Below are 19,446 nucleotides of genomic sequence, written 5' to 3' on the forward strand. Positions count from 1 at the left end.
GCATGCCCGCCAGCCTGCTCGCCCGCGCACCCGAGATCGGCGCGGAGGAGCTGATCGCCACGATGGCCCCGCCGCCCCGGTTCGGCGCGGTCCGGTTCGACACCTATGTGCCGAACCCGGACGAACCCAGCCAGGCCGCCGCGGTCCGCGACTGCGCCGCGTTCGCCGCGAAGGTGAACGCGCGGCCGGACAAGTCGCTGTTCTCCCGGATGTTCGGCGGCAAGGCCGAGACCGGCAGGCCGGGGCTCTACCTCGACGGCGGCTTCGGCGTCGGCAAGACCCACCTGCTCGCCTCGATCTGGCACGCCGTGCCCGGCCCGAAGGCCTACGGGACGTTCGTCGAGCTCACCCACCTCGTCGGCGCGCTCGGCTTCACCCAGGCCGTCGAGCGGCTCAAGCAGCACCGGCTGCTCGCGATCGACGAGTTCGAACTCGACGACCCGGGCGACACCATGCTGGTCACCCGGCTGCTCTCGCAGCTGACCGACGCGGGCGTGCACGTGGCGGCGACGTCGAACACGCTGCCGGACAAGCTCGGCGAGGGCCGCTTCGCCGCCGACGACTTCCTGCGCGAGATCCAGGCGCTGTCGTCACGGTTCTCCGTGGTGCGCGTCGACGGGCCGGACTACCGCCACCGCGGCCTGCCGGACGCGCCCGCTCCACTGTCCGATGTGGACCTCGATGCGAGCGCGGACGCGATCGAAGGGTCCACTGTGGACGATTTCGACGCGCTCTGCGGCCACCTCGGGTCGCTGCACCCGTCGCGCTACGGGAAGCTCGTCGACGGCGTGACCGCAGTGCATCTGCGTGGGGTGCACGCGCTGCAGTACCAGGACGTCGCGCTGCGCGTGGTGTCGTTCGCGGACCGGCTCTATGACCGCGCGATCCCGGTGGTCGTGTCGGGGGAGCCGGTGTCGGCCCTGTTCACCGAGGACATGCTGCGCGGCGGCTACCGCAAGAAGTACCTGCGGGCGGTCAGCAGGCTGGTCGCGCTGTCCCGGGACGCCGCGGCCGTTCGCTGAGTCAGCGCCGCGGGGAGTCGGCGGCGCGCTGCGAGCGGTCGATCAACGCCCACACGGACACACCGGCGTCCGACTCGGCGGCCCGTGATCGGGCCTTGGCGGGTCGTGGATGATCCCGCAGCTCTTGGCGCACCTGGTCGTAGATGGGCGTGTCAGTCACGTACATCCTCTCGTCCGGCTTCCCCGTGCCACGCACAGTACGCCCGCGACCCTCTGACGCCACAGGGTGGTCCGTTCGCTACTTCGGGTGATCCGACTGGGTGAACTCGCTACGGTGAGGTGCTTTCAGCGGGTGAGCTGACGGAAGGTGTATCGCCCACACGCTTGGCCGCGAAGTCGATCAGCGCGGCCAAGACGATCACCACGGCGACGCCCCAGAACAGCGCTCCGATGGTGTCGGTGAGGTAGTGGAACTCCCGGCCGACGATGGCGCCCGCGCCCACGGCGAACAGCCCGAACGCGATCACGGCGGTGCCGACCGCCTTGGCGCGCGTCGCGTTCGCCGCCGCGACAAGGACGAACACCGTGAGGATCGCGACCAAGGTCGTCGTATGGCCGCTCGGGTAGGCGAGGGTGTCCTGATGGGTCCGGTCGAAGAGCGGCTTGAGCGCCACGGTGTTGATCCCGGCCGCCACCACCGGCCCGAGGACAGCCAGCGCCGCCACCTTGGGCCTGCCCGCTCGCAGGGCGATGGCGGTCATGATCGCGATGATGGCGATCATCGCCGCCGGGTGCGTGCACAGCGTCAGCGGGATCGCCAGGTCGGGCCGCCGGGTCAGCACGTCGAACACGGCCTTGTCGAACGGGCCTTCCGCTGTGTTTCCGGCGACGTCGACTCCGATCGCGGCCATCGCGAGCACGAGGAGGGCCGCCAGGACCAGGGTGAACCGGGATGCGGGGAGCAGCGGACGTTCCACCCCGCCACTATGCCCGACAACTGGTTCGCTCCCGGCGGCCTCGATAAGACACCATTCGGGGCATGGGACACCTTGACGCCTCCGGGCTCTCCTACACGCTGCCCGACGGCCGGGTGCTGTTCCGCGACGCCGGACTGCGGATCGGCGCGGGCCAGGTCGTCGCGGTGGTCGGGGAGAACGGCGCGGGCAAGAGCACGCTGCTGCGGATCATCAGCGGCGAGCTGACCTCCCCCGACGGCGGCGTCTCGGTGCAGGGCGGGCTGGCGGTGATGCCGCAGTTCGTCGGCTCGGTCCGCGACGACCGCACGGTCCACGACCTGCTGCTCGCCGTCGCCCCGGCCCCGCTGCGGGCGGCGTCGGCCGAGTTGGACCGGGTCGAGCTGACCCTGATGGAGACCGACGACGAGCCCACGCAGATGCGCTACGCCCAGGCCATCGCCGACTACGACGAGGCGGGCGGCTACATCGCGGAGGTCCTGTGGGACACCGTGACCGTCGCCGCGCTCGGTGTCGGCTACGACAAGGCGCGCTACCGCGAGGTTCGGACATTGTCCGGCGGTGAGCAGAAGCGGTTGGTGCTGGAGGCGCTCCTGCGCGGGCGCGAGCAGGTCCTGCTGCTCGACGAGCCGGACAACTACCTCGACGTGCCGGGCAAGCGCTGGCTGGAGCGCCAGCTGGCCGAGAGCGCCAAGGCGATCCTGCTGATCAGCCACGACCGGGAACTGCTCGCCGGGGTGGCCACGCAGGTGGTCACGGTCGAGGCGGGCACCGCGTGGACGCACGCCGGTGGGTTCGTCAGCTGGCACGACGCCCGCGAAGCCCGCTGGGAGCGCATCGCCGAGCAGCAGCGCCGCTGGGACGAGGAGCACGCCAAGCTGCAGGACCTGGTCAAGCTGATGCAGCGCGCGGCGGCGACCAGCCACGAGATGGCGAGTCGCTACAAGGCCGCGCAGACCCGGCTGCGCAAGTTCGAGGAGATCGGGCCGCCGCCGGTGCCGCCGCGGCCGCAGAAGGTCAAGCCGCGGCTGCTCGGCGGACGCACCGGCATCCGGGCGATCACGTGCGAGAACCTGGAGCTGACCGGGCTGATGAAGCCGTTCGACGTCGAGGTCTTCTTCGGCGACCGGGTCGCGGTGCTCGGCTCCAACGGCTCGGGCAAGAGCCACTTCCTGCGCCTGCTCGCCGACAGCGCAGCCGTCGCGCACACCGGTGTCCGCAAACTCGGTGCGCGCGTGATGCCGGGGCTGTTCGCCCAGACCCACCACCACCCGGAATGGGTCGGCCGCACCCTGGTCGACATCCTGTGGCACGGCGAAGGCGCGCGAACCGGTCTCGACCGCGGCGCGGCGGCCTCGGTGTTGAGCCGATACGGCCTCGCCGGGTCGGCGGAGCAGCGGTTCGAGACGCTCTCGGGCGGGCAGCAGGCGCGGTTCCAGATCCTGCTGCTCGAACTGGGCGGCTCGACCCTGCTGCTGCTCGACGAGCCCACCGACAACCTCGACCTGCACTCGGCCGAGGCGCTGCAGGACGCGTTGGAGGCCTACGAGGGCACGGTGGTCGCGGTGACGCACGACCGCTGGTTCGCCCGGTCGTTCAACCGGTTCATGGTGTTCCAATCGGACGGTGTGGTGTCCGAGTCGGTCGAGCCGGTGTGGGACGAGACCCGGGTGCGCAGAGCGCGATAAACGAGCGAGGCGGTTTCCACCGAAAGGTGACAAGCCCACCCGGTCGATTCGGTGTGGAACTTTCCCCGCGCGGACCGGCTGGGTGAGGCTGGAGGCCCATCCGACTGCCCGGGACGGTCACATGAGGACTCGCCTTCGCGCAGGCTTCGCCGCCTGCGTTCTCGCCGCCGCCGCTTTGCTCGCGTCTCCCACGATGGCGGGCGCCGCGAGACCCGCCGCCCTGTTCACGGTCGAGTCACGGTCCGACGTGGTGGCCGCGGGCGTGGCGAACAGCGCCCTGGTTCGAGTGGACGCGGCGGTGGTCTCCCCCGAGACCGAGGTGATCGAGATCCCGCTCGGTGACCAGGTCGTGCGGGCCGTGCGGCACCACACGGAGATCACGGGGTCCGGCGGTAACGCCTGGTTCGGCGGCGTCGATGGCGCGCCGCCGAGCGACTCGCTTGAAGCGGTCACCCTGATCCGCCACGGCGACCAGGTGACCGGCACCGTCGCCCACGGCGGCGTCGCGTACACCCTGCGGCCCACTTCGGACGGCGGACACGTTTTCGACGAGGTCGACTACGCCACCATGCCGCCCTCCCGGCACGCCGCGCCGACCGGCGAGCCGGATTCCCTCACGGTCGGTGTCTCCGTGGGTGTGACTGTCGTCCGGGTGCTGGTCGCGGCGAGTGCGCAGGCCTCGACGGTGCCGGACCTGCGGGGGCTCGCCGAGTTGGCGATCGCCTTGGCCAACCGGGGCTTCGCCAACAATCGGCTGGCGATCAAGTTCGAACTCGCGGGCGTCCTGCCGACCGACTACGACGAGCGCGGGTTCGACAAGGACCTCAGCGCGCTGCGCGCGGGCCGGGTCGGCGGCGTCGACGCCAAGCGGGACGAGGTCAAGGCCGACGTGGTGAGCATGCTGGTGCGGCGCAACGGGAACTGCGGTCTCGGCTTCATCAAGGCGACAGCCAAAACGGCGTTCTCGGTGGTCAACACCGACTGCGCGCGGGCGAACTTCAGCCTGGCCCACGAGATCGGCCACAACTTCGGCGCCGACCACGACGCGGCCAATGAGGCGGGCGGATACCAGTACGGACACGGGCATGTGGTGCCCGGCCGGTTCCGGACGATCATGTCCTACCCCTGCCCGGCCGCGTGCCCGCGGATCAACTACTGGTCCAGCCCGCTGGTCACGTACCAGGGTCAGGTCTTGGGCAACGCCGAGACCAGCGACAACGCGCGGGTCATGCGGGAGCGGGCGGCCACGGTCGCGGCGTTTCGGTGAGTGGAGGCCGGGCGGCCGGGGCGTCGCGCACCCGGCCGCCCGGAGTTCAGTGGGTGACGATCGAGGCGATGGCGTCGACCCCGAGGTCGATCTCCGCCTCGGTGATCACCAGCGGCGGCGCGACTCGCAGGGTGGTGTCGTGGGTTTCCTTGCACAGCACGCCGCGCGCCATGAGCGCTTCCGACGCCGCGCGGCCGGTGGGGCCGCCGGGGGCGATCTCGACGCCCGCCCACAGGCCGCGGCCGCGCACCTCCGCGACACCGCGGCCGACCAGTTCGCCGAGCCGTCCGTGCAGGTACGCGCCCAGGGCGGCTGAGCGCTCCTGGAACTCGCCGGTCGCCAGCAGCTTGACCACGGCGCGGCCGACCGCGCAGGCCAGGGGGTTGCCGCCGAAGGTCGAGCCGTGCTCGCCGGGCTTGAGCACGCCCAAGACGTCACCGCGGCCGACGACCGCCGACACCGGCAGGATGCCGCCGCCGAGGGCCTTGCCCAGCGTGTAGAGGTCCGCGCGGACACCCTCCGCGTCGAGGGCGAACAGGGTGCCGGTGCGGGCCAGGCCGGACTGGATCTCGTCGGCGATGAACAGCACGTTGTTGCGGTCGCACAGCGCGCGGACCTCGCGCAGGTAGCCCGACGGCGGCGCGAGCACGCCCGCCTCGCCCTGGATCGGCTCGACCAGGATCGCGGCGGTGCGGTCGGTGATGGCGGCTTCGAGCGCCTGCGCGTCGCCGTACTTCACGACCTTGAAGCCCGGGGTGAACGGGCCGAAGTCGGCGCGGGCGACCTCGTCGGTGGAGAACGAGATGATCGTGGTGGTCCGGCCGTGGAAGTTCGAGCCCGCGACGATGATCTCCGCGGTGTTCTCCGGGACGCCCTTGACCCGGTAGGCCCACTTGCGGGCGACCTTCACCGCGGACTCGACGGCCTCGGCGCCGGAGTTCATCGGCAGCACGAGGTCGGTGCCGGTCAGCTCGGCCAGCTCCCGGCAGAACAGCCCGAGCTGGTCGTGGTGGAAGGCGCGGCTGGTGAGCGTCACCTTGTGCAGCTGCTCGACCGCCGCGGCGACGAGCGCCGGGTGGCGGTGGCCGAAGTTGAGCGCGGAGTACCCGGCGAGGAAGTCCAGGTAGCGCTTGCCGTGCACGTCGGTCACCCAGGCCCCCTCGGCCTCGGCGATCACCGCCGGCAGCGGGTGGTAGTTGTGCGTGCTCCAGCGCTCATCGAGGGCGATGAAGTCGGCCGCCGACTCCGGCGTGGCTGCGGTGGTGGGAGTGACAGTCACGGTCATGCCCCCAGGCTAAGGGGGCGGCATGATGGTTTCATCCGGTGAGTGTTGCTTATTACGCTGATTTGTTGCGCCATCTCCAGGTTGGACGGTCGTTTGTTGCGCGAGCAGAACTCGGCTCGGCGGTTTAGTCTTCCTGGATGGGTAAGAAACAGGGCACATCGTCGTCCGTTCGCGACGCGCTGAGGGTACGCCCGGGCGGCGAGATCCCGCATGCGCCGCGCGACACGCCGGTCGGCCCGTCGTCCAAGGCGGAGGCGGCGGAAGGCCTGGTCGAGACGGGTGCGGAGCTGGCGAGGCTGCAGGAGGCGCTGTGGGCGGAGGGCACCTTCGGCGGCGGTCGGCGCAGTGTCCTGTTGGTCCTGCAGGGAATGGACACCTCCGGCAAGGGCGGCACGATCGAGCACGTCTTCGGTCTGATGAACCCCCAGGGCGTGCGGGTCGCGTCCTTCAAGAAGCCCACCGCGGCCGAGAAGCGCCACCACTTCCTGTGGCGCATCCGCAAGGAGGTCCCGGCGGCCGGCCTGATCGGGGTGTTCGACCGGTCGCAGTACGAGGACGTCCTGGTGGTCCGGGTCGACGAACTTGTCCCGCCGGAGAAGTGGGAGCCGCGCTTCGACGAGATCAACGAGTTCGAGGCCGAACTCGCCTCGTCCGGCACCACCGTTGTGAAGTGCTTCCTGAACATCTCCGCCGACGAGCAGCGCGCGCGCTTGCTCGCCCGGCTGGAGATGCCGGAGAAGCAGTGGAAGTACAACCCCCGCGACCTCGATGTCCGGTCGAAGTGGAGCGACTACGAGAAGGCCTACGCCGATGTCCTCGACCGCTGTTCCACCGAGGACGCCCCCTGGTACGCCATCCCGGCCGACCGCAAGTGGTACCGCAACTGGGCGATCGCGCAGATTCTCCTGGAGACCCTGCGCGATCTCGACCCACAGTTGCCCGAACCGGCCTACGACGTCGCCGCGGAACTCAAGCGGCTCAAGAAGAACGACCCGCTACTGGCCGGCACAGCGGAATGAGCCGTCGCCGCGCATCCAGCCGCGGAACAGCTGCTTGTACCAGAGCTTGTCGTAGATCACCGAGTGCGTGCAGGTGATGTTGACCTTGAACGGCAGCTCGACGATGCCCTCGTCCCGGTCGACCCACCGCCCCTCGCCGGGGAAGCTGACCTTCCACTCCCACGCGATCTGGTCGGAGGCCAGGCTGGTGCGCACGTCGGCGGAGGCGTCGAGGATGTAGGCGCCGTGGTCGTTGTCGCGGACGTTGTACTTCCAGCTGAAGACCATGTCCCACTTCCACGCGGCGCCGAGGAAGCCGCCGAGGGTCTCGCCGAGGATGCCCTTCTGCGTCTCGCCGTGGTACTCCGAGGAGATCCCGACGATCTCCGCGTCCGCGCCGCCCTCCAGGGTGCTGTCCGAGATCCTGTCAGGCAGGCACCGGGCGAAGCCGCCTTCCTCGACGACCAGCTCGTGGCCGGGCCGCATGATCAGCTTGATCGTCTCCACGCCCTTGTTCACCACATCGAGCGCCGCGCCGGCTGTGCCAAGTGCTCCGGTCACAGTGCCCTCCTAGGCCATTTCCGACGAGTTGACCTGCATGGACTGCGCGATGAGGTCCTGGAACTGCTCGGTCGACATCTCCTCCTCGGTGGATTCGGTGGATTCGGCGGGCTGCCACTGTTCGCCGTCCCACCGCCACAGGCCGTCGCCCGACAGCATCCCGGGGGTGGCGTCGGTGGGCTCGGTCGTGGTGGCGGCCTGCCAGTCGCTGCCGTCCCACCGCCACTGGCCGTCCTCGGACAGCTCACCGACCTCCGGGCCCGCGGGTTCGGGCTCCGTGTAGCTGACGGTTTCGCGGCCGAGCGCCTCCCAGGTCTCCGGGCCGACCCGGCCGTCCTCGGGAAGCCCGTAGTTGCGCTGGAACTCGCGCACCGCGTCCTCTGTGGACTGACCGAAGACGCCGTCGGCGGGGTCGTGGAGGTACCCGAACTCGGCGAGGCGCTCCTGCATGGCGAGCACGTGGTCGCTCTGGTCGCCCGCCCCAAGTTCCGCGTTCAGCGGAGGTAGCTCGCTCATGCGGCCACCTCACAGGTTCGGTGGCTCCACTCGCGAAGGCACTGTGACATGGATTCGCTCGCAGGCTCGCTCATGGCGCCGACTCCTCGGCTCGGGGATGATCCCCCAACCCTGCTGGCGGACGGGCCTCGGGTCATCGCCGACGGGACGGCCGAACGGACACGTCCGGCCGCCCCATCGGGCGACTCAGTTCAGTTCGCTGCTCTGGTACCGCAGTTCGGCCGGAACGGCCGCGTCGATCGCGCGGATCGCCACGTCCACACCGGAGAACAGCTCCTTGTCGACCGGGATGACGCAGCCGCCGCGGGTGAACAGGATCCGCGCGTCATCGGCCATCTGGACCCCGACCACGTCGGTGAACGCCGCGAAGTGGACGTCCCCGTCGCCGTCGACGTAGGCGATGCCGTCCGCGGTGAGCACCAGGCGCGCGCGTCGGGCGGACTTGTCGATGGCGCGGGCGAACAGCTTCGGCCGCAGGACCGTGCCCGCGGGCGCATCCGCGGCCCGGGTGCAGCCGCCGAGCGTCAGCGGCTTGCCGTCCAGGTCGGCGAGCGCGACCTCGCAGTCCTCCGGCACGACCAGCAGCGCCGTGCGCAGCGACGCCGCCATGGTCTCGGCCACCCGCGCGGGCGTGGTTGCGGCCAACTCCTCCGCGACCTGCTCCATGGGACGGAACGGGAACCCGAACAGCTCGCAGCGCGCGCCGTGATCGAGCATGATCTCGCAGGCGCGTGGGTCGGCGAGCACCTCGGCGAACCCGGCGATCTCGTGGTCGAGTTCGGCCTGGTCCGGGCCGAGGGTGGCGATGTCGCGGGCGGTGTTCCACAGCAGGGTGGCCGCCTCGGCCTCGCGCCCCTCGCGGGCGTCCAGGACGACGAGCCGCATGGTGCGGGCGGGGTCGAGGTCGGCCTGGCAGCCGCTGACCTCGTTGCTGATGCCCTGGTCGCGCCGGGCGGTCTGCAGCAGCCGCTCCCGCAGCACACCCAGCCCCATCGATGCGGCGGTCGACCCGGCGGGGCCCAGCAGCGACAGCCCCACGGACGTCACGCCTTCCTGGGACCACTGTGGACCGGTCAGCGCCAGCGGCTCGGCGGTCTCGCGGGCGGGCCGCTCGCCCTCGGGCAGCGGCAGCCGCAGACCCTCCGGCGGTGGGCCGGTGATGGTCAGGACGGCGTTTGCCCTTGGTGAAGAAGCGGGCCGCGTGGGCGGTCACCAGCTCCGGGGTGAGCCGGTCGTAGCCCGGACCCGCCCACGGGGCCAGCCCATAGCCTGCCGTGCCGAACCGGCGGGCCAGCAGCGTCCCGCTCGTCGGGTCGGTGTGCGCCCCACCCTCGGCGGCGAGCACCCCCGCCTCCTTGTCGATGCGCTCCAGCGGCAGGTCGCCCAGGGCCCGGCACACGGTGTCCAGGAACTCGACGATCTGCTCCGGCCGCCCGGTGGCGTGGAACTCGGTGGTCTCCAGTTCGACGCAGGCGTTGTGCTCGTAGTGCACGCGCGGCAGCTTGCTCATCGCCAGGTGCTCGATGAGGTGGGTGACACCGATCGTGCGGAACGACTCGTCCCTGGCGCCGCAGCCGAACACCAGCGTGGCGGTCACCGGGTCGGCGGGCGCCAGTGCCGCGGCCTTGCGCAGGGTCGAGCGGGCCTGGTCGAGCAGCGCCGTCATCCGGGCGAACTGGTCCTCGGTGGTGTGCTCGGCATAGGCCGCGCCGCGCGCGTTCGCCGCGGCGGACCCGAGCGCGCTGCCCCAGAGCAGCAGGACGTCCGGGTCCTCGCGGCGGCTGGAGTTGAGCTCGGTCATCAGGTCGAGGTGGTCGGCGGCGACGTGCCCGAGGACGCCGACGACGAGCTCGCGGCGGTCGAAGTCCTCGCGGGTGGCCGCGAGCAGGTCGAGCGCGGGCGCGGGATCCCGGTCGGCCAGGGCGGCGACGGCCGCGTCGAGGTCCGGGTCGACCCAGGCCAGGTCGAGGTCGGCGGGGATGTCGCCCATGGACTTACCTTTTCGTCGTGCCACTGGTCGTGCACAAGGTAAGTGACAGCGCCGCCGACTCCAACTCGGTCACCGCGCGTGTGGGATCACGTCGTCTCCGTACGCTGCCAGGGTCTTCTCGCGCTGGTCGTGCATCAGGTAGAGGGCGAACTGGTCGACGCCCAGCTCGGTCAGCTCCGCGATCCGGTCCACGTGGGCCGACGCCGGGCCGAGCAGGCAGAACCGGTCGACGATCTCGTCGGGCACGAAGTCCGTCGACGGGTTGCCCGCCTTGCCGTGGTGGGCGTAGTCGTAGCCCTGCCTGCCGCGGATGTAGTCGGTCAGCTCGTGCGGAACCGGGCCCGACTCGCCGTAGCGGGCGACCAGGTCGGCGACGTGGTTGCCGACCATGCCGCCGAACCAGCGCAGCTGGTCGCGCTGGTGGGCCAGGTCGTCGCCGACGTAGGCCGGGGCGGCGACGCAGATGGTGATGCCGCCCGGGTCCCGGCCCGCCGCCTTCGCCGCGTCGCGCACGGCGTCGATGGTCCACTTGGCGATGGCCGGGTCCGCGGTCTGCAGGATGAAGCCGTCGGCGTGCTCGCCGACCAGTTTCAGTGCCTTCGGGCCGTAGGCGGCCATCCACATCTCCAGCCTGCCGTCGCGCACCCACGGGATGCGCACCGGCGCGCCGTGGTGTTCGACCTCGCGGCCCTCCGCCAGTTCACGGATGACGTGCATGGCATCGCGCAGGACGTCGAGCGTGGCCGGTTTCTGGCCGATGACCCGGCGGGCGCTGTCACCGCGGCCGATGCCGCAGACAGTGCGGTTGCCGAACATGTCGTTGAGGGTCGCGAACAGCGACGCGGTCACCGACCAGTCGCGGGTGCTCGGGTTCGTCACCATCGGGCCGACGACCAGCGAGTTCGTCGCCGCGAGCACCTGCGAGTAGATGACGAACGGCTCCTGCCAGAGCACGCACGAGTCGAACGTCCAGCCGTGGGTGAATCCCCGCTGCTCGGCCTCGGCCATCAGCCGCACGACCTCGCGCGCGGGCGGGTCGGTCTGCAGCACCACTCCGAAATCCATGTCCCGCTCCTTAGATGAGGTACTGAGACAGGTCGCGCTTGAGGAACTTGCCGTGCCCCTCGCGGCCGTGGAACGCGCCGTCGGCGATGACCACCGCGCCCCGGGACATGACCGTGTCGACCTTGCCGGTGATGTCCATGCCCTCGTAGGCGGAGTAGTCGACGTTCATGTGGTGCGTGGCCGCCGAGATCGTCTGCTTGGCGGTCGGGTCGTACACCACGATGTCGGCGTCCGCGCCCGGCGCGATCGTCCCTTTGCGACCGTTCAGGCCGAACATCCGGGCGGGCGTGGTGGAACTGATCTCCACCCACCGCTCCAAGGAGATCTCACCGGCCACGACCCCTTGGTGCAGCAGGTCCATCCGGTGCTCGACGCCCGGCATGCCGTTGGGGATCTTGGAGAAGTCGTCGCGGCCCAGCTCCTTCTGGTCCTTGAAGCAGAAGGGGCAGTGGTCGGTCGAGACCACGGACAGGTCGTTCGTCCGCAGGCCGCGCCACAGGTCCGTCTGGTGGTCCTTGGGGCGCAGCGGGGGAGAGGCGACGTACTTCGAGCCCTCGAAGTCCGGCTTCTTCATGTCCTCAATGGACAGGTAGAGATACTGCGGACAGGTCTCGGCGAACACGTTCTGCCCGGTGTTCCTGGCCGCCGCCACGGCTTCGAGCGCGTGCCGGGCCGACAGGTGCACGATGTAGAGCGGCGCGCCGGTGACCTTCGCGAGCTGGATCGCCCGCGAGGTTGCCTCGCCCTCCAGCTCCGGGGGCCGGGTCAGGCTGTGGTGCAGCGGTTCCGTGCGGCCCGCGGCGATCGCCTGGGCGACGAGCTGGTCGATCGCGATGCCGTTCTCCGCGTGCATCATGATCATCGACCCGGTCTCCGACGCGCGCTGCATCGCGCGAAGGATCTCGCCGTCGGTGGAGTAGAAGACTCCTGGATACGCCATGAACATCTTGAAGCTGTTGACCCCGGCGTCGATGCACGACTCCATCTCCTTGAGCGACGAGTCGTTCACGTCGGAGATGATCATGTGGAAGCCGTAGTCGATGGCGCAGTGGTTGTCCGCCTTCTCGTGCCACTTGTCCATAGTGGACAACAGTGACGTTCCCTTGGCCTGCACGGCGAAGTCGATGATCGTGGTCGTGCCGCCCCACGCCGCCGCCGTGGTGCCGGTGGCGAAGGTGTCGTTGGAGAACGTGCCGCCGAAGGGCATCTCCATGTGCGTGTGCCCGTCGATCCCTCCGGGGATCACGTACTTCCCGGCCGCATCGATGATCGTGTCCGCCTCGGTGAAGACACCGGGAGCGGCCACCGCGGCGATCGTCTCGCCGTCGACCAGGACGTCGGCGGCCATCCGGCCGGTCGCGTTCACGACCGTGCCGTTGCGGATGAGCGTGGTCATGAAATCCCTCTCAGGGCCGGGTGAGCGACTCGTAGGTGTCGGGCCTGCGGTCGCGGTAGAACGCCCAAAGGTCGCGAACCTCGGCGAGTTGGTCCATGTCCAGGTCACGGACGACGATCTCCTCCTCGGTGTCGGACGCCGCGTCCCCCACGAGTTGCCCGCGCGGGTCGGCGAAGTAGGACTGGCCGTAGAAGTCGTTGTCGCCCAGCGGTTCCACGCCGACGCGGTTGATCGTGCCGACGAAGTACTCGTTGGCCACGGCCGCTGCGGGCTGCTCCAGGCGCCACAGGTACTCCGAGAGCCCCCGGCTGGTCGCCGACGGGTTGAACACGATCTTCGCCCCGGCCAGGCCCAGCGCCCGCCAGCCCTCGGGGAAGTGCCGCTCGTAGCAGATGTAGACGCCGATGCGGCCGACCGCGGTGTCGAACACCGGGTAGCCCAGGTTGCCGGGCCGGAAGTAGAACTTCTCCCAGAACCCCTTCACCTGGGGGATGTGGTTCTTGCGGTGTTTGCCCAGGTAGGTGCCATCGGCGTCGATGACGGCGGCGGTGTTGAAGTACACGCCGGGCTGTTCCTGCTCGTACATCGGCACGATCAGCACCACCCCGTGCCGCTCGGCGATCTCGCACATCAGCTCGGTGGTCGGGCCGTCGGGGATGCCTTCGGTGTAGGAGTAGTAGTCGGCGTCCTGCACCTGGCAGAAATAGGGGCCGTAGAACAACTCCTGCAGGCACACCACCTGCGCGCCCTGCGACGCGGCGGTGGCGATGGCCTCGACCGCGTTGGCGATCATGGATTCCTTGTCGCCGGTCCACTTCTGCTGGACCAGCCCCGCCCTGATGATGTTAGGCACGGGCCTCTCCTTCGAGTAGCTGAACGGGAACGCTGTCGCGAGTCGGCAACGACAGCGCCAGGTAGGTGGCGAACGCGGCGACGACGCCGACGAGCCAGTTGTAGTCGTAGAGCGGCTTGAGCAGCGGGATCATGCCGTCGGCGGGGAACGGGCCGCCGTAGGCTCCGCCGACCGCGAGCACCGCGCCGACCAGGGTGGCGACGACCGCGCGCGGGTTCCAGCCGCCGTTGAACCAGTAGCGGCCGCCGCCGTCGCGGTAGAGGTCCTTGACGTCGAGGTGGGTGCGCACCACCAACCAGTACCCGCCGACGAGCACTCCCGCCACCGCGGCGAGCACGCCGCCATAGAAGCCGAGCCAGGCGAAGATGTAGATCGACGGGTCGGAGATCAGCCGCCACGGCATGACCGCGATGCCGATGACCCCGGTGATGAGCCCGCCCATCGCGAATGTGATGCGCTTGGGGAAGGCGTTGGAGAAGTCGTAGGACGGGCTGACGACGTTGGCCGCGAGGTTGCACGACACGGTCGCCAGCACCAGCGCGACCAGCGCGACGATGATGACGGCCGGGTTGTCGAACCGGGCCGCGAGCAGCGCCGGGTCCCAGATCGCCTCGCCGTAGAGCAGTTGCCCGCCGGAGGTGGTGAGGATGGCGACGATCGCGATGAACGACATGGTCGTCGGCAGGCCGAGGATCTGGCCGCGGATCTGCTTGCGCTGGCTGCCACCGAATCGGGTGAAGTCCGGCATGTTCAGCGACAGCGTCGCCCAGAACGCGATCATCGCCATCAGCGACGGTGCGAAGACCTTCCAGAAGTCGGTGCCCCAGCCGAGCTTCGACGGCGCCGACAGGATCGGGCCGAGGCCGCCCGCCTTGATGAGCACGTAGCCCAGCAGAATCAGGAAGCCCACCGACACCAGGGGAGCGGTCCAGTTCTCGAACCGGCGGATCGCGTCCATCCCGCGCCAGATGATCAGCATCTGGATGATCCAGAACAGGCCGAAGCACAGCCACAGCGTCCAGTGCTGTCCGAGCACCACCGCGGAGTTCGTCCATCCGTCGCCCGCGAGGGTGCCGACGATGACGTAGAGCGCCTGCCCGCCGACCCAGGTCTGGATGCCGAACCAGCCGCACGCGATGAACCCGCGCAGCAGGGCCGCCAGGTTGGCCCCGCGCACCCCGTAGAACGCGCGGGCGAACACCGGGAACGGGATGCCGTACTTGGTGCCCGCGTGGCTGTTGAGCAGCATCGGGATAAGCACGATCAGGTTGCCCAGGGTGATCGTCATGAACGCCTGGAACCAGTCCATCCCGAACGCGATCAGCGACGCCGCCAGCGTGTAGCTCGGAATGTTGTGCGCCATCCCCATCCACAGCGCGAAGTAGTTGTACGTCGTCCACGTGCGCTTCTCGACCGGCACGGGCGCGAGTTCGGGGTTGTAGTAGCGGCTGTTCGCTATGCCGGCGTGGTCGGACAGGTCGACCCGGCCGTCGGGCTGGGTGATCTGGGTGGACTGTTCCGCAATCGCCATCGCCTACTCCGATGCTCGTGGATCAGAGTTCCATCCCGGCATCGTGGAGGCAGCCGCTGTCACCCGGCAGTGTCACTGTGTTCAGGCTTGCCGCACACAGCGCACACAGTGCCAGTTGCGTAATCGCGGTCGCCTCCCGACCGACGCGTACCCCCGCCGTCACGTGCGATTGCCCGGCCCCTATGCGGTGCCCCCGGTGCGTCGCCTTGGCCTATTGCCCGATGCCGCGGGAAACGTTACGTTCGAGGTTCGGAGGGAAATCGGCGCTATTTCTCCGCATTTCCCTGGGGCGGCGGTAACCGGGGGGTTCCATGGCCGGGCTCGATTCGCGATGGTCGACATCGGACAATGCCGAAGCTGATGATTCTGTTGCGTGCCAAGAGAATCCACCTGGCCTGGGTGCCCGTCTCGTGCCCGCGGCGGCCATCGCGGTGATGGTCGCCCTGGCCGTCGTGCTGGTCTGGCGGGTCGGCGCATTGGATGACGGGACCGGTCGGGTGCCCGCGGCGGAAATGGTTGTCCCCATTCCCGCCCCCTAATCGTTCGGGCCGCCGAGTAGGGGTTCCTGGACTCGAATGTCCGCGATCCGGTCGGTCAACCCCCGCTTGAGTGAGTCCGGGGCGTAGCTCGCGGCCACGCCCGCGCGGGCGAGGTCGCGGACACCCGCGACGTCGAGTCCCGCCAAGTCGGCGATGAGGCGGTACTCGCGGTCGAGGTCGGTGTCGAACATGCCGGGGTCGTCGGTCGCCACGCAGACGGTCATCCCGGCGCCGAGCATCTCGGCGACCGGGTGGCTCGCCAGGTCGGGCACGGAGTTTGTGCGCATGTTCGATGACACGCACACCTCGACCGGGATCGCGTGTTCGACGAGGTGGGTCATGAGTTCGGGGTCGCGGGTGGCGCTCGTGCCGTGGCCGATCCGGTCGGCTCTGAGGTCGCGGAGCGCCGACCAAATGGTGTCCGGGCCCGTTGTCTCGCCCGCGTGGACGACGGCTTTGGGGCCGAGCGTCGAACTCGGCTGGATCTTCGACATCCCCAGCGAACGCGGCCTCCGAAAGGGACAGTCGCCTTAGGACTCGCCGGGATGGAGAACGGGGTGACGGTGATCTCCGCCCACCCGCACTTCATCGAGGTCTACTCGGCCGTGGACGCGCTGCGGAAGGCGTAGAAGTCGGAGAGCGTTTGCCGGTCGGTGGGGACACCGCGGTCCGGGTGGCGTTTGGCCAGTTCGAGGACGGTGTCCACGGAGGCTGAAACCATGAGGTGCAGGTGCAGGTCGGTTTTGGGAAGACGCGAGATCAAGTCCGTCACGTTCACCGAGACTATCCGCTCGACCGCACATCCAGGGCCAAAAGCGCGACATGGAGTGACAGCACCGACTCCGGGTCGTCGAGGGAGACGCCCAGGATCTGTTCGAGTCGGGCCAGTTGTTGGTAGTAGGCGGTTCTGGACATGTGGGCGGCCGCCGCCGCTGCCGACTTGTTGCCGCCGTGTTCGCAGTAGTGCCGCAGCGTGTCCAGCAGCCTGCTGCCGTGGGTGGCGTCCCGCGCGATCAGGGCGGCCAGTTCGCGGTCGGCGAAGGCGGTCACCCGGTCGTCGTCGGCCAGCAGGTGCAGCAGACCCCGCAGCCGCACGTCATCGAGGCGGTGGAAGGGTTTCGTGCCGGGAGTTCGCAGGGCGGCTTGGGCCACGTGGGCGGCTTCGACCAGGCTTCGGCGGGCCTGGCTGATCGTGCCGACGGTCGTCCCCACCGCCAGGACCACCGGGCGCGGGGACTGGTGGATCTCCTTCGCCAGCCTGCGCAGGACCGACTGGGTGTCCGCCTGCGGGGTCAGCGAGAGCAGTGCTCGCACACTGATGTCGTCGACGATGCCGACCAGGGCGGCGACCCTGGCCCGTCGGGTCGCCAGCGAGGTGGCCTCCGCGAGGTCGCGCAGGACCTCCTGGGTGGCCATCGCCTGAGCCGGTGTCACCTCGGTGCCCGGCCGCACGGAGACGCCGATGAGCTGGCGGTTCTCCAGCGGCACCCCCAGCCCGGTGGCTCGCGCGACGAGGTCCGGGGGTGGGGTCGGGGCGGCCAGTAACTCAGCGAGCAGGGTCCGGTGGGCGTGGCGTTCCAGGCCTTCGCGGTCGCGGGCGGCCAACCGGTGCACGGCCAGCGCCGAGGCGGCGCGCTCGACTATCACGATGTGGTGATGGGCCGGGGGCTCCGGGCAGAGCAGCACGAGCCTGCCCCAGTCGTTGCCCCGGGCGCCGACGACGGTGACCAGCCAGCCCGCCGCGTCGTGGTAGGCCGTGCGCTCGGAGACCGTCACCGCCCGCGACCGCCGCGCCCAGTCGGCGAGGAGTTCGCCGGGGGCCTCGCCGCCCGCGTCGTAGGCGAGGACGTCGTGGGCCAGGGTCTCCAGCACGACCGGCAGACCGGACGCCCTGGTGACCTCGCGCAGGACCTCGGCGGGTTCGGCGCCCGCGACGGTGAGCGCGGTGAAGGTCTCGTGGACCTGCTCGGCGGTGCGCAGTTCGGCGACCTGGGCGTCGACGATCAGGCCGACCACCGCCTCGGTGACCGCGACGAACCGGGTCTCACGCGAAAGGGTGATCAACGGCAGCCGGTGCCGTTCCGCCGCCGCCGAGAGCGCGGGCGGCAGCGAGTGGCTCCAGTGCCGGACCAGCTCCACGACGATCCCGGCGGCGCCGATGCCCGCCAGTTCGTCGACGTAGCGGGTCAGGCCCTCGGGGTCGTCGGGCAGGGCGATGCCGGTGGTGAGGACGAGCTCGCCGCCGCGCAGCAGGTGGGCGATGTCGGCGACCTCGGCGGCGTGCACCCACCGCACCCGGTGTGACAGCCCGGACGCGCCCGCCACCACGGTCGGGGCGCCCTGCCGCATCACCGGCAGCGCCAAGATCTCCGACACGGTCGGGTACATCGACATACTGTAAGGCGCGACTCGGGTCGCCGGTACACCTTGACCAGCCGGTACACCCGTCCGCCACCCGATAGATTCACGCCATGCCGTTCGCCCGGGTGTTGACCGTCGTGGCCTTCCTGTTCCTGATCTGCCTGCCCGGGACGGCCGCGGCCGAGCCGCCCGCGCGGCTGCCGAACCAGATCACCGACAAGGCCCAGGCGCTCGACGGCGGTGAACGCTCCGACGTGCAGGCGGCGATCGACAAGCTCTACGACTCCCGCAGGCTGCGCCTCTGGGTGGTCTATGTGCCCGACTTCGACGGCCAGGCCGCCGCTTCGTGGGCGCAGCGCACCGCCACCCTCAGCGCGCTCGGCGACCGCGACGTGATCCTCGCCGTCGCCACGGTCGACCGTGAGTACAACCTGTTCTCCGATGGGCTGCCGCAGGAGATCAGCGACACCGAGTTCGAGAGCCTGCTCGCCAACGACCTCGAACCGGCCCTGCGCGAGCAGGACTGGGCGGGCGCGGCCGTCGCCACGGCGGCCGGGCTCGACGCCGCCGCGGGCGGGTCGACCGGGGGCCGCGACCTGCTGATCGGCGGTGCCGCGATCGCCGTGGGGCTGGGCGGGGTGTACGCCTACACGCGCTACCGCAAGCGCTCGCGGGTCAAGGCGGGCGTCGAGGCCGCGCGCGACGTCGACCCGCTCGACACCGCGGCCTTGGGCGCGCTGCCCGTCGAGGCTTTGGACCAGCGGTCCAAGGAGGTCCTGGTCGAGCTGGACAACGCGCTGCGCACCAGCGCGGAGGAGCTGGAGTTGGCCCGCGGCGAGTTCGGTGCGGACCAGACCCGCCCGTTCGCCGCGGCCCTCGACACCGCGAAGGCCGCGCTGGCGCAGGCATTCACCATCCGGCAGCGGCTCGACGACAAGATCCCGGAGACCCCGCAGCAGCAGCGGGACCTGCTTGTCGACCTGATCAGCGGCTGCGGCAAGGCCGACCAGGAACTCGACGCCCAGGTCGCCGAGTTCGACGGCATGCGCGACCTGCTGATCAACGCCCCGCAGCGGCTCGACGCGCTGACCCAGGAGATGGTCACCCTGAGCAGCCGCCTCCCGGAGTCGGAGGCGACGCTGGCCCGGCTCGTCGGCGAGTTCCCCGCGCCGACCCTCGCCCCGGTGCGCGACAACGTCAACCACGCGAAGGAACGGCTCGACTACGCCGACCGCAACATCACGGAGGGCCGCTCTTACGTGGCGCGCCCCGCGGGTGAACAGGGCCCGGCCGTCGCCGCGATCCGCGCGGCCGAGGGCGCGGTCGGCCAGGCCCGCACGCTCCTCGACGCGGTCGACAGCGCCGCCGACAACATCCGCCACGCCATCGCCACCCTGCCCGCCGCGCTGGAAGAGGCCCGAGCCGACATCGCCGCCGCCGCTGAACTGGCCCCGCACGGC

At 70.2% G+C, this 19,446-nt stretch carries 19 protein-coding genes; 6 read left to right on the forward strand and 13 right to left on the reverse strand.

All coding sequences use genetic code 11. The features are described 5' to 3' along the window. The first annotated feature begins 2 nt into the window (after window positions 1–2). Window positions 3–1,022, forward strand: a complete 1,020-nt coding sequence (gene zapE / locus ACRDSQ_RS07225) for a cell division protein ZapE (RefSeq protein WP_431419821.1) — start codon at window positions 3–5, stop codon at window positions 1,020–1,022. 1 nt (window position 1,023) lies between these two features. Here the strand turns inward: zapE and ACRDSQ_RS07230 are convergent, their stop codons facing one another. Next, a complete protein-coding gene (locus ACRDSQ_RS07230; RefSeq protein ID WP_431419823.1) occupies window positions 1,024–1,182 on the reverse strand; it encodes a hypothetical protein in 159 nt (52 codons plus the stop codon). Between the two features lie 109 nt (window positions 1,183–1,291). Further along, on the reverse strand, window positions 1,292–1,939 hold the full coding sequence (locus ACRDSQ_RS07235; RefSeq protein WP_431419824.1) for a phosphatase PAP2 family protein: 648 nt from the start codon (window positions 1,937–1,939) through the stop codon (window positions 1,292–1,294). 62 nt (window positions 1,940–2,001) lie between these two features. Between ACRDSQ_RS07235 and ACRDSQ_RS07240 the strand changes: the two genes are divergently transcribed. Beyond that, a complete protein-coding gene (locus ACRDSQ_RS07240; protein ID WP_431419827.1) occupies window positions 2,002–3,624 on the forward strand; it encodes an ABC-F family ATP-binding cassette domain-containing protein in 1,623 nt (540 codons plus the stop codon). A 121-nt stretch (window positions 3,625–3,745) separates the two neighbouring features. Next, the gene (locus ACRDSQ_RS07245; RefSeq protein ID WP_431419829.1) at window positions 3,746–4,891 is read left to right on the forward strand and encodes a reprolysin-like metallopeptidase; all 1,146 of its coding nucleotides are present in this window, start codon (window positions 3,746–3,748) and stop codon (window positions 4,889–4,891) included. Window positions 4,892–4,937: 46 nt separating this feature from the next. On the opposite strand, the gene rocD is transcribed toward ACRDSQ_RS07245, so the two are convergent. Then, on the reverse strand, window positions 4,938–6,176 hold the full coding sequence (gene rocD / locus ACRDSQ_RS07250; protein WP_431419830.1) for an ornithine--oxo-acid transaminase: 1,239 nt from the start codon (window positions 6,174–6,176) through the stop codon (window positions 4,938–4,940). Between the two features lie 137 nt (window positions 6,177–6,313). Between rocD and ACRDSQ_RS07255 the strand changes: the two genes are divergently transcribed. Beyond that, the gene (locus tag ACRDSQ_RS07255) at window positions 6,314–7,195 is read left to right on the forward strand and encodes a PPK2 family polyphosphate kinase (RefSeq protein ID WP_431419832.1); all 882 of its coding nucleotides are present in this window, start codon (window positions 6,314–6,316) and stop codon (window positions 7,193–7,195) included. Here the strand turns inward: ACRDSQ_RS07255 and ACRDSQ_RS07260 are convergent. From ACRDSQ_RS07260 to ACRDSQ_RS07270, 3 genes are all read right to left on the reverse strand, one after another. Beyond that, a complete protein-coding gene (locus tag ACRDSQ_RS07260) occupies window positions 7,172–7,735 on the reverse strand; it encodes a hypothetical protein (RefSeq protein WP_431419834.1) in 564 nt (187 codons plus the stop codon). The two genes, ACRDSQ_RS07255 and ACRDSQ_RS07260, sit on opposite strands and share 24 nt — an antisense overlap. Before the next feature lie 9 nt (window positions 7,736–7,744). After that, window positions 7,745–8,251, reverse strand: a complete 507-nt coding sequence (locus ACRDSQ_RS07265; protein ID WP_431419836.1) for a peptidoglycan-binding domain-containing protein — start codon at window positions 8,249–8,251, stop codon at window positions 7,745–7,747. Window positions 8,252–8,437: 186 nt separating this feature from the next. Then, window positions 8,438–9,298 (reverse strand): hypothetical protein, encoded by an 861-nt coding sequence (locus tag ACRDSQ_RS07270; RefSeq protein ID WP_431419837.1) that lies wholly within the window; start codon window positions 9,296–9,298, stop codon window positions 8,438–8,440. 271 nt (window positions 9,299–9,569) lie between these two features. Here ACRDSQ_RS07270 and ACRDSQ_RS07275 point away from each other — a divergent pair, with 271 nt between their 5' ends. Beyond that, window positions 9,570–10,283: a hypothetical protein gene (locus ACRDSQ_RS07275; protein WP_431419839.1), complete on the forward strand. Its 714-nt coding sequence runs from the start codon at window positions 9,570–9,572 to the stop codon at window positions 10,281–10,283. Window positions 10,284–10,310: 27 nt separating this feature from the next. Here ACRDSQ_RS07275 and ACRDSQ_RS07280 read toward each other — a convergent pair whose 3' ends face one another. The 7 genes from ACRDSQ_RS07280 to ACRDSQ_RS07310 form a co-directional block, all read right to left on the reverse strand. After that, window positions 10,311–11,306 (reverse strand): TIGR03842 family LLM class F420-dependent oxidoreductase, encoded by a 996-nt coding sequence (locus ACRDSQ_RS07280; protein WP_431419841.1) that lies wholly within the window; start codon window positions 11,304–11,306, stop codon window positions 10,311–10,313. 10 nt (window positions 11,307–11,316) lie between these two features. Then, window positions 11,317–12,702, reverse strand: coding sequence for a dihydropyrimidinase (gene hydA, locus ACRDSQ_RS07285; protein WP_431419842.1), 1,386 nt, complete (start codon window positions 12,700–12,702; stop codon window positions 11,317–11,319). A gap of 10 nt (window positions 12,703–12,712) precedes the next feature. Next, window positions 12,713–13,555, reverse strand: a complete 843-nt coding sequence (locus tag ACRDSQ_RS07290) for a nitrilase-related carbon-nitrogen hydrolase (RefSeq protein WP_431419844.1) — start codon at window positions 13,553–13,555, stop codon at window positions 12,713–12,715. Continuing rightward, window positions 13,548–15,086, reverse strand: a complete 1,539-nt coding sequence (locus ACRDSQ_RS07295; RefSeq protein ID WP_431419846.1) for an NCS1 family nucleobase:cation symporter-1 — start codon at window positions 15,084–15,086, stop codon at window positions 13,548–13,550. Before ACRDSQ_RS07295 ends, ACRDSQ_RS07290 begins: the two co-directional genes overlap by 8 nt. A gap of 535 nt (window positions 15,087–15,621) precedes the next feature. Further along, on the reverse strand, window positions 15,622–16,119 hold the full coding sequence (locus tag ACRDSQ_RS07300; protein WP_431419848.1) for an adenosine deaminase family protein: 498 nt from the start codon (window positions 16,117–16,119) through the stop codon (window positions 15,622–15,624). Window positions 16,120–16,220: 101 nt separating this feature from the next. Further along, window positions 16,221–16,397 carry a hypothetical protein gene (locus ACRDSQ_RS07305; RefSeq protein ID WP_431419850.1) on the reverse strand — a complete coding sequence of 59 codons (177 nt, stop codon included), beginning with the start codon at window positions 16,395–16,397 and terminating at the stop codon, window positions 16,221–16,223. A gap of 11 nt (window positions 16,398–16,408) precedes the next feature. After that, window positions 16,409–18,013, reverse strand: coding sequence for a PucR family transcriptional regulator (locus tag ACRDSQ_RS07310; protein ID WP_431419851.1), 1,605 nt, complete (start codon window positions 18,011–18,013; stop codon window positions 16,409–16,411). A gap of 83 nt (window positions 18,014–18,096) precedes the next feature. Between ACRDSQ_RS07310 and ACRDSQ_RS07315 the strand changes: the two genes are divergently transcribed. Then, on the forward strand, window positions 18,097–19,446 hold a 1,350-nt coding region (locus ACRDSQ_RS07315; protein ID WP_431419853.1), incomplete at its 3' end, for a TPM domain-containing protein.

The sequence above is a fragment of the Actinokineospora sp. genome, from assembly GCF_050699995.1.
Lineage (GTDB): Bacteria > Actinomycetota > Actinomycetes > Mycobacteriales > Pseudonocardiaceae > Actinokineospora.

Bases quoted from the DNA above. Each gene is read 5' to 3' on its own strand.
- ACRDSQ_RS07280 (WP_431419841.1), bottom strand. From the start codon at position 11,306: ATGGATTTCGGAGTGGTGCTGCAGACCGACCCGCCCGCGCGCGAGGTC.
- zapE (WP_431419821.1), top strand. From the start codon at position 3: ATGCCCGCCAGCCTGCTCGCCCGCGCACCCGAGATCGGCGCGGAGGAG.
- ACRDSQ_RS07240 (WP_431419827.1), top strand. From the start codon at position 2,002: ATGGGACACCTTGACGCCTCCGGGCTCTCCTACACGCTGCCCGACGGC.
- hydA (WP_431419842.1), bottom strand. From the start codon at position 12,702: ATGACCACGCTCATCCGCAACGGCACGGTCGTGAACGCGACCGGCCGG.
- ACRDSQ_RS07300 (WP_431419848.1), bottom strand. From the start codon at position 16,119: ATGTCGAAGATCCAGCCGAGTTCGACGCTCGGCCCCAAAGCCGTCGTC.
- rocD (WP_431419830.1), bottom strand. From the start codon at position 6,176: ATGACCGTGACTGTCACTCCCACCACCGCAGCCACGCCGGAGTCGGCG.
- ACRDSQ_RS07255 (WP_431419832.1), top strand. From the start codon at position 6,314: ATGGGTAAGAAACAGGGCACATCGTCGTCCGTTCGCGACGCGCTGAGG.
- ACRDSQ_RS07295 (WP_431419846.1), bottom strand. From the start codon at position 15,086: ATGGCGATTGCGGAACAGTCCACCCAGATCACCCAGCCCGACGGCCGG.
- ACRDSQ_RS07245 (WP_431419829.1), top strand. From the start codon at position 3,746: ATGAGGACTCGCCTTCGCGCAGGCTTCGCCGCCTGCGTTCTCGCCGCC.
- ACRDSQ_RS07265 (WP_431419836.1), bottom strand. From the start codon at position 8,251: ATGAGCGAGCTACCTCCGCTGAACGCGGAACTTGGGGCGGGCGACCAG.
- ACRDSQ_RS07310 (WP_431419851.1), bottom strand. From the start codon at position 18,013: ATGTACCCGACCGTGTCGGAGATCTTGGCGCTGCCGGTGATGCGGCAG.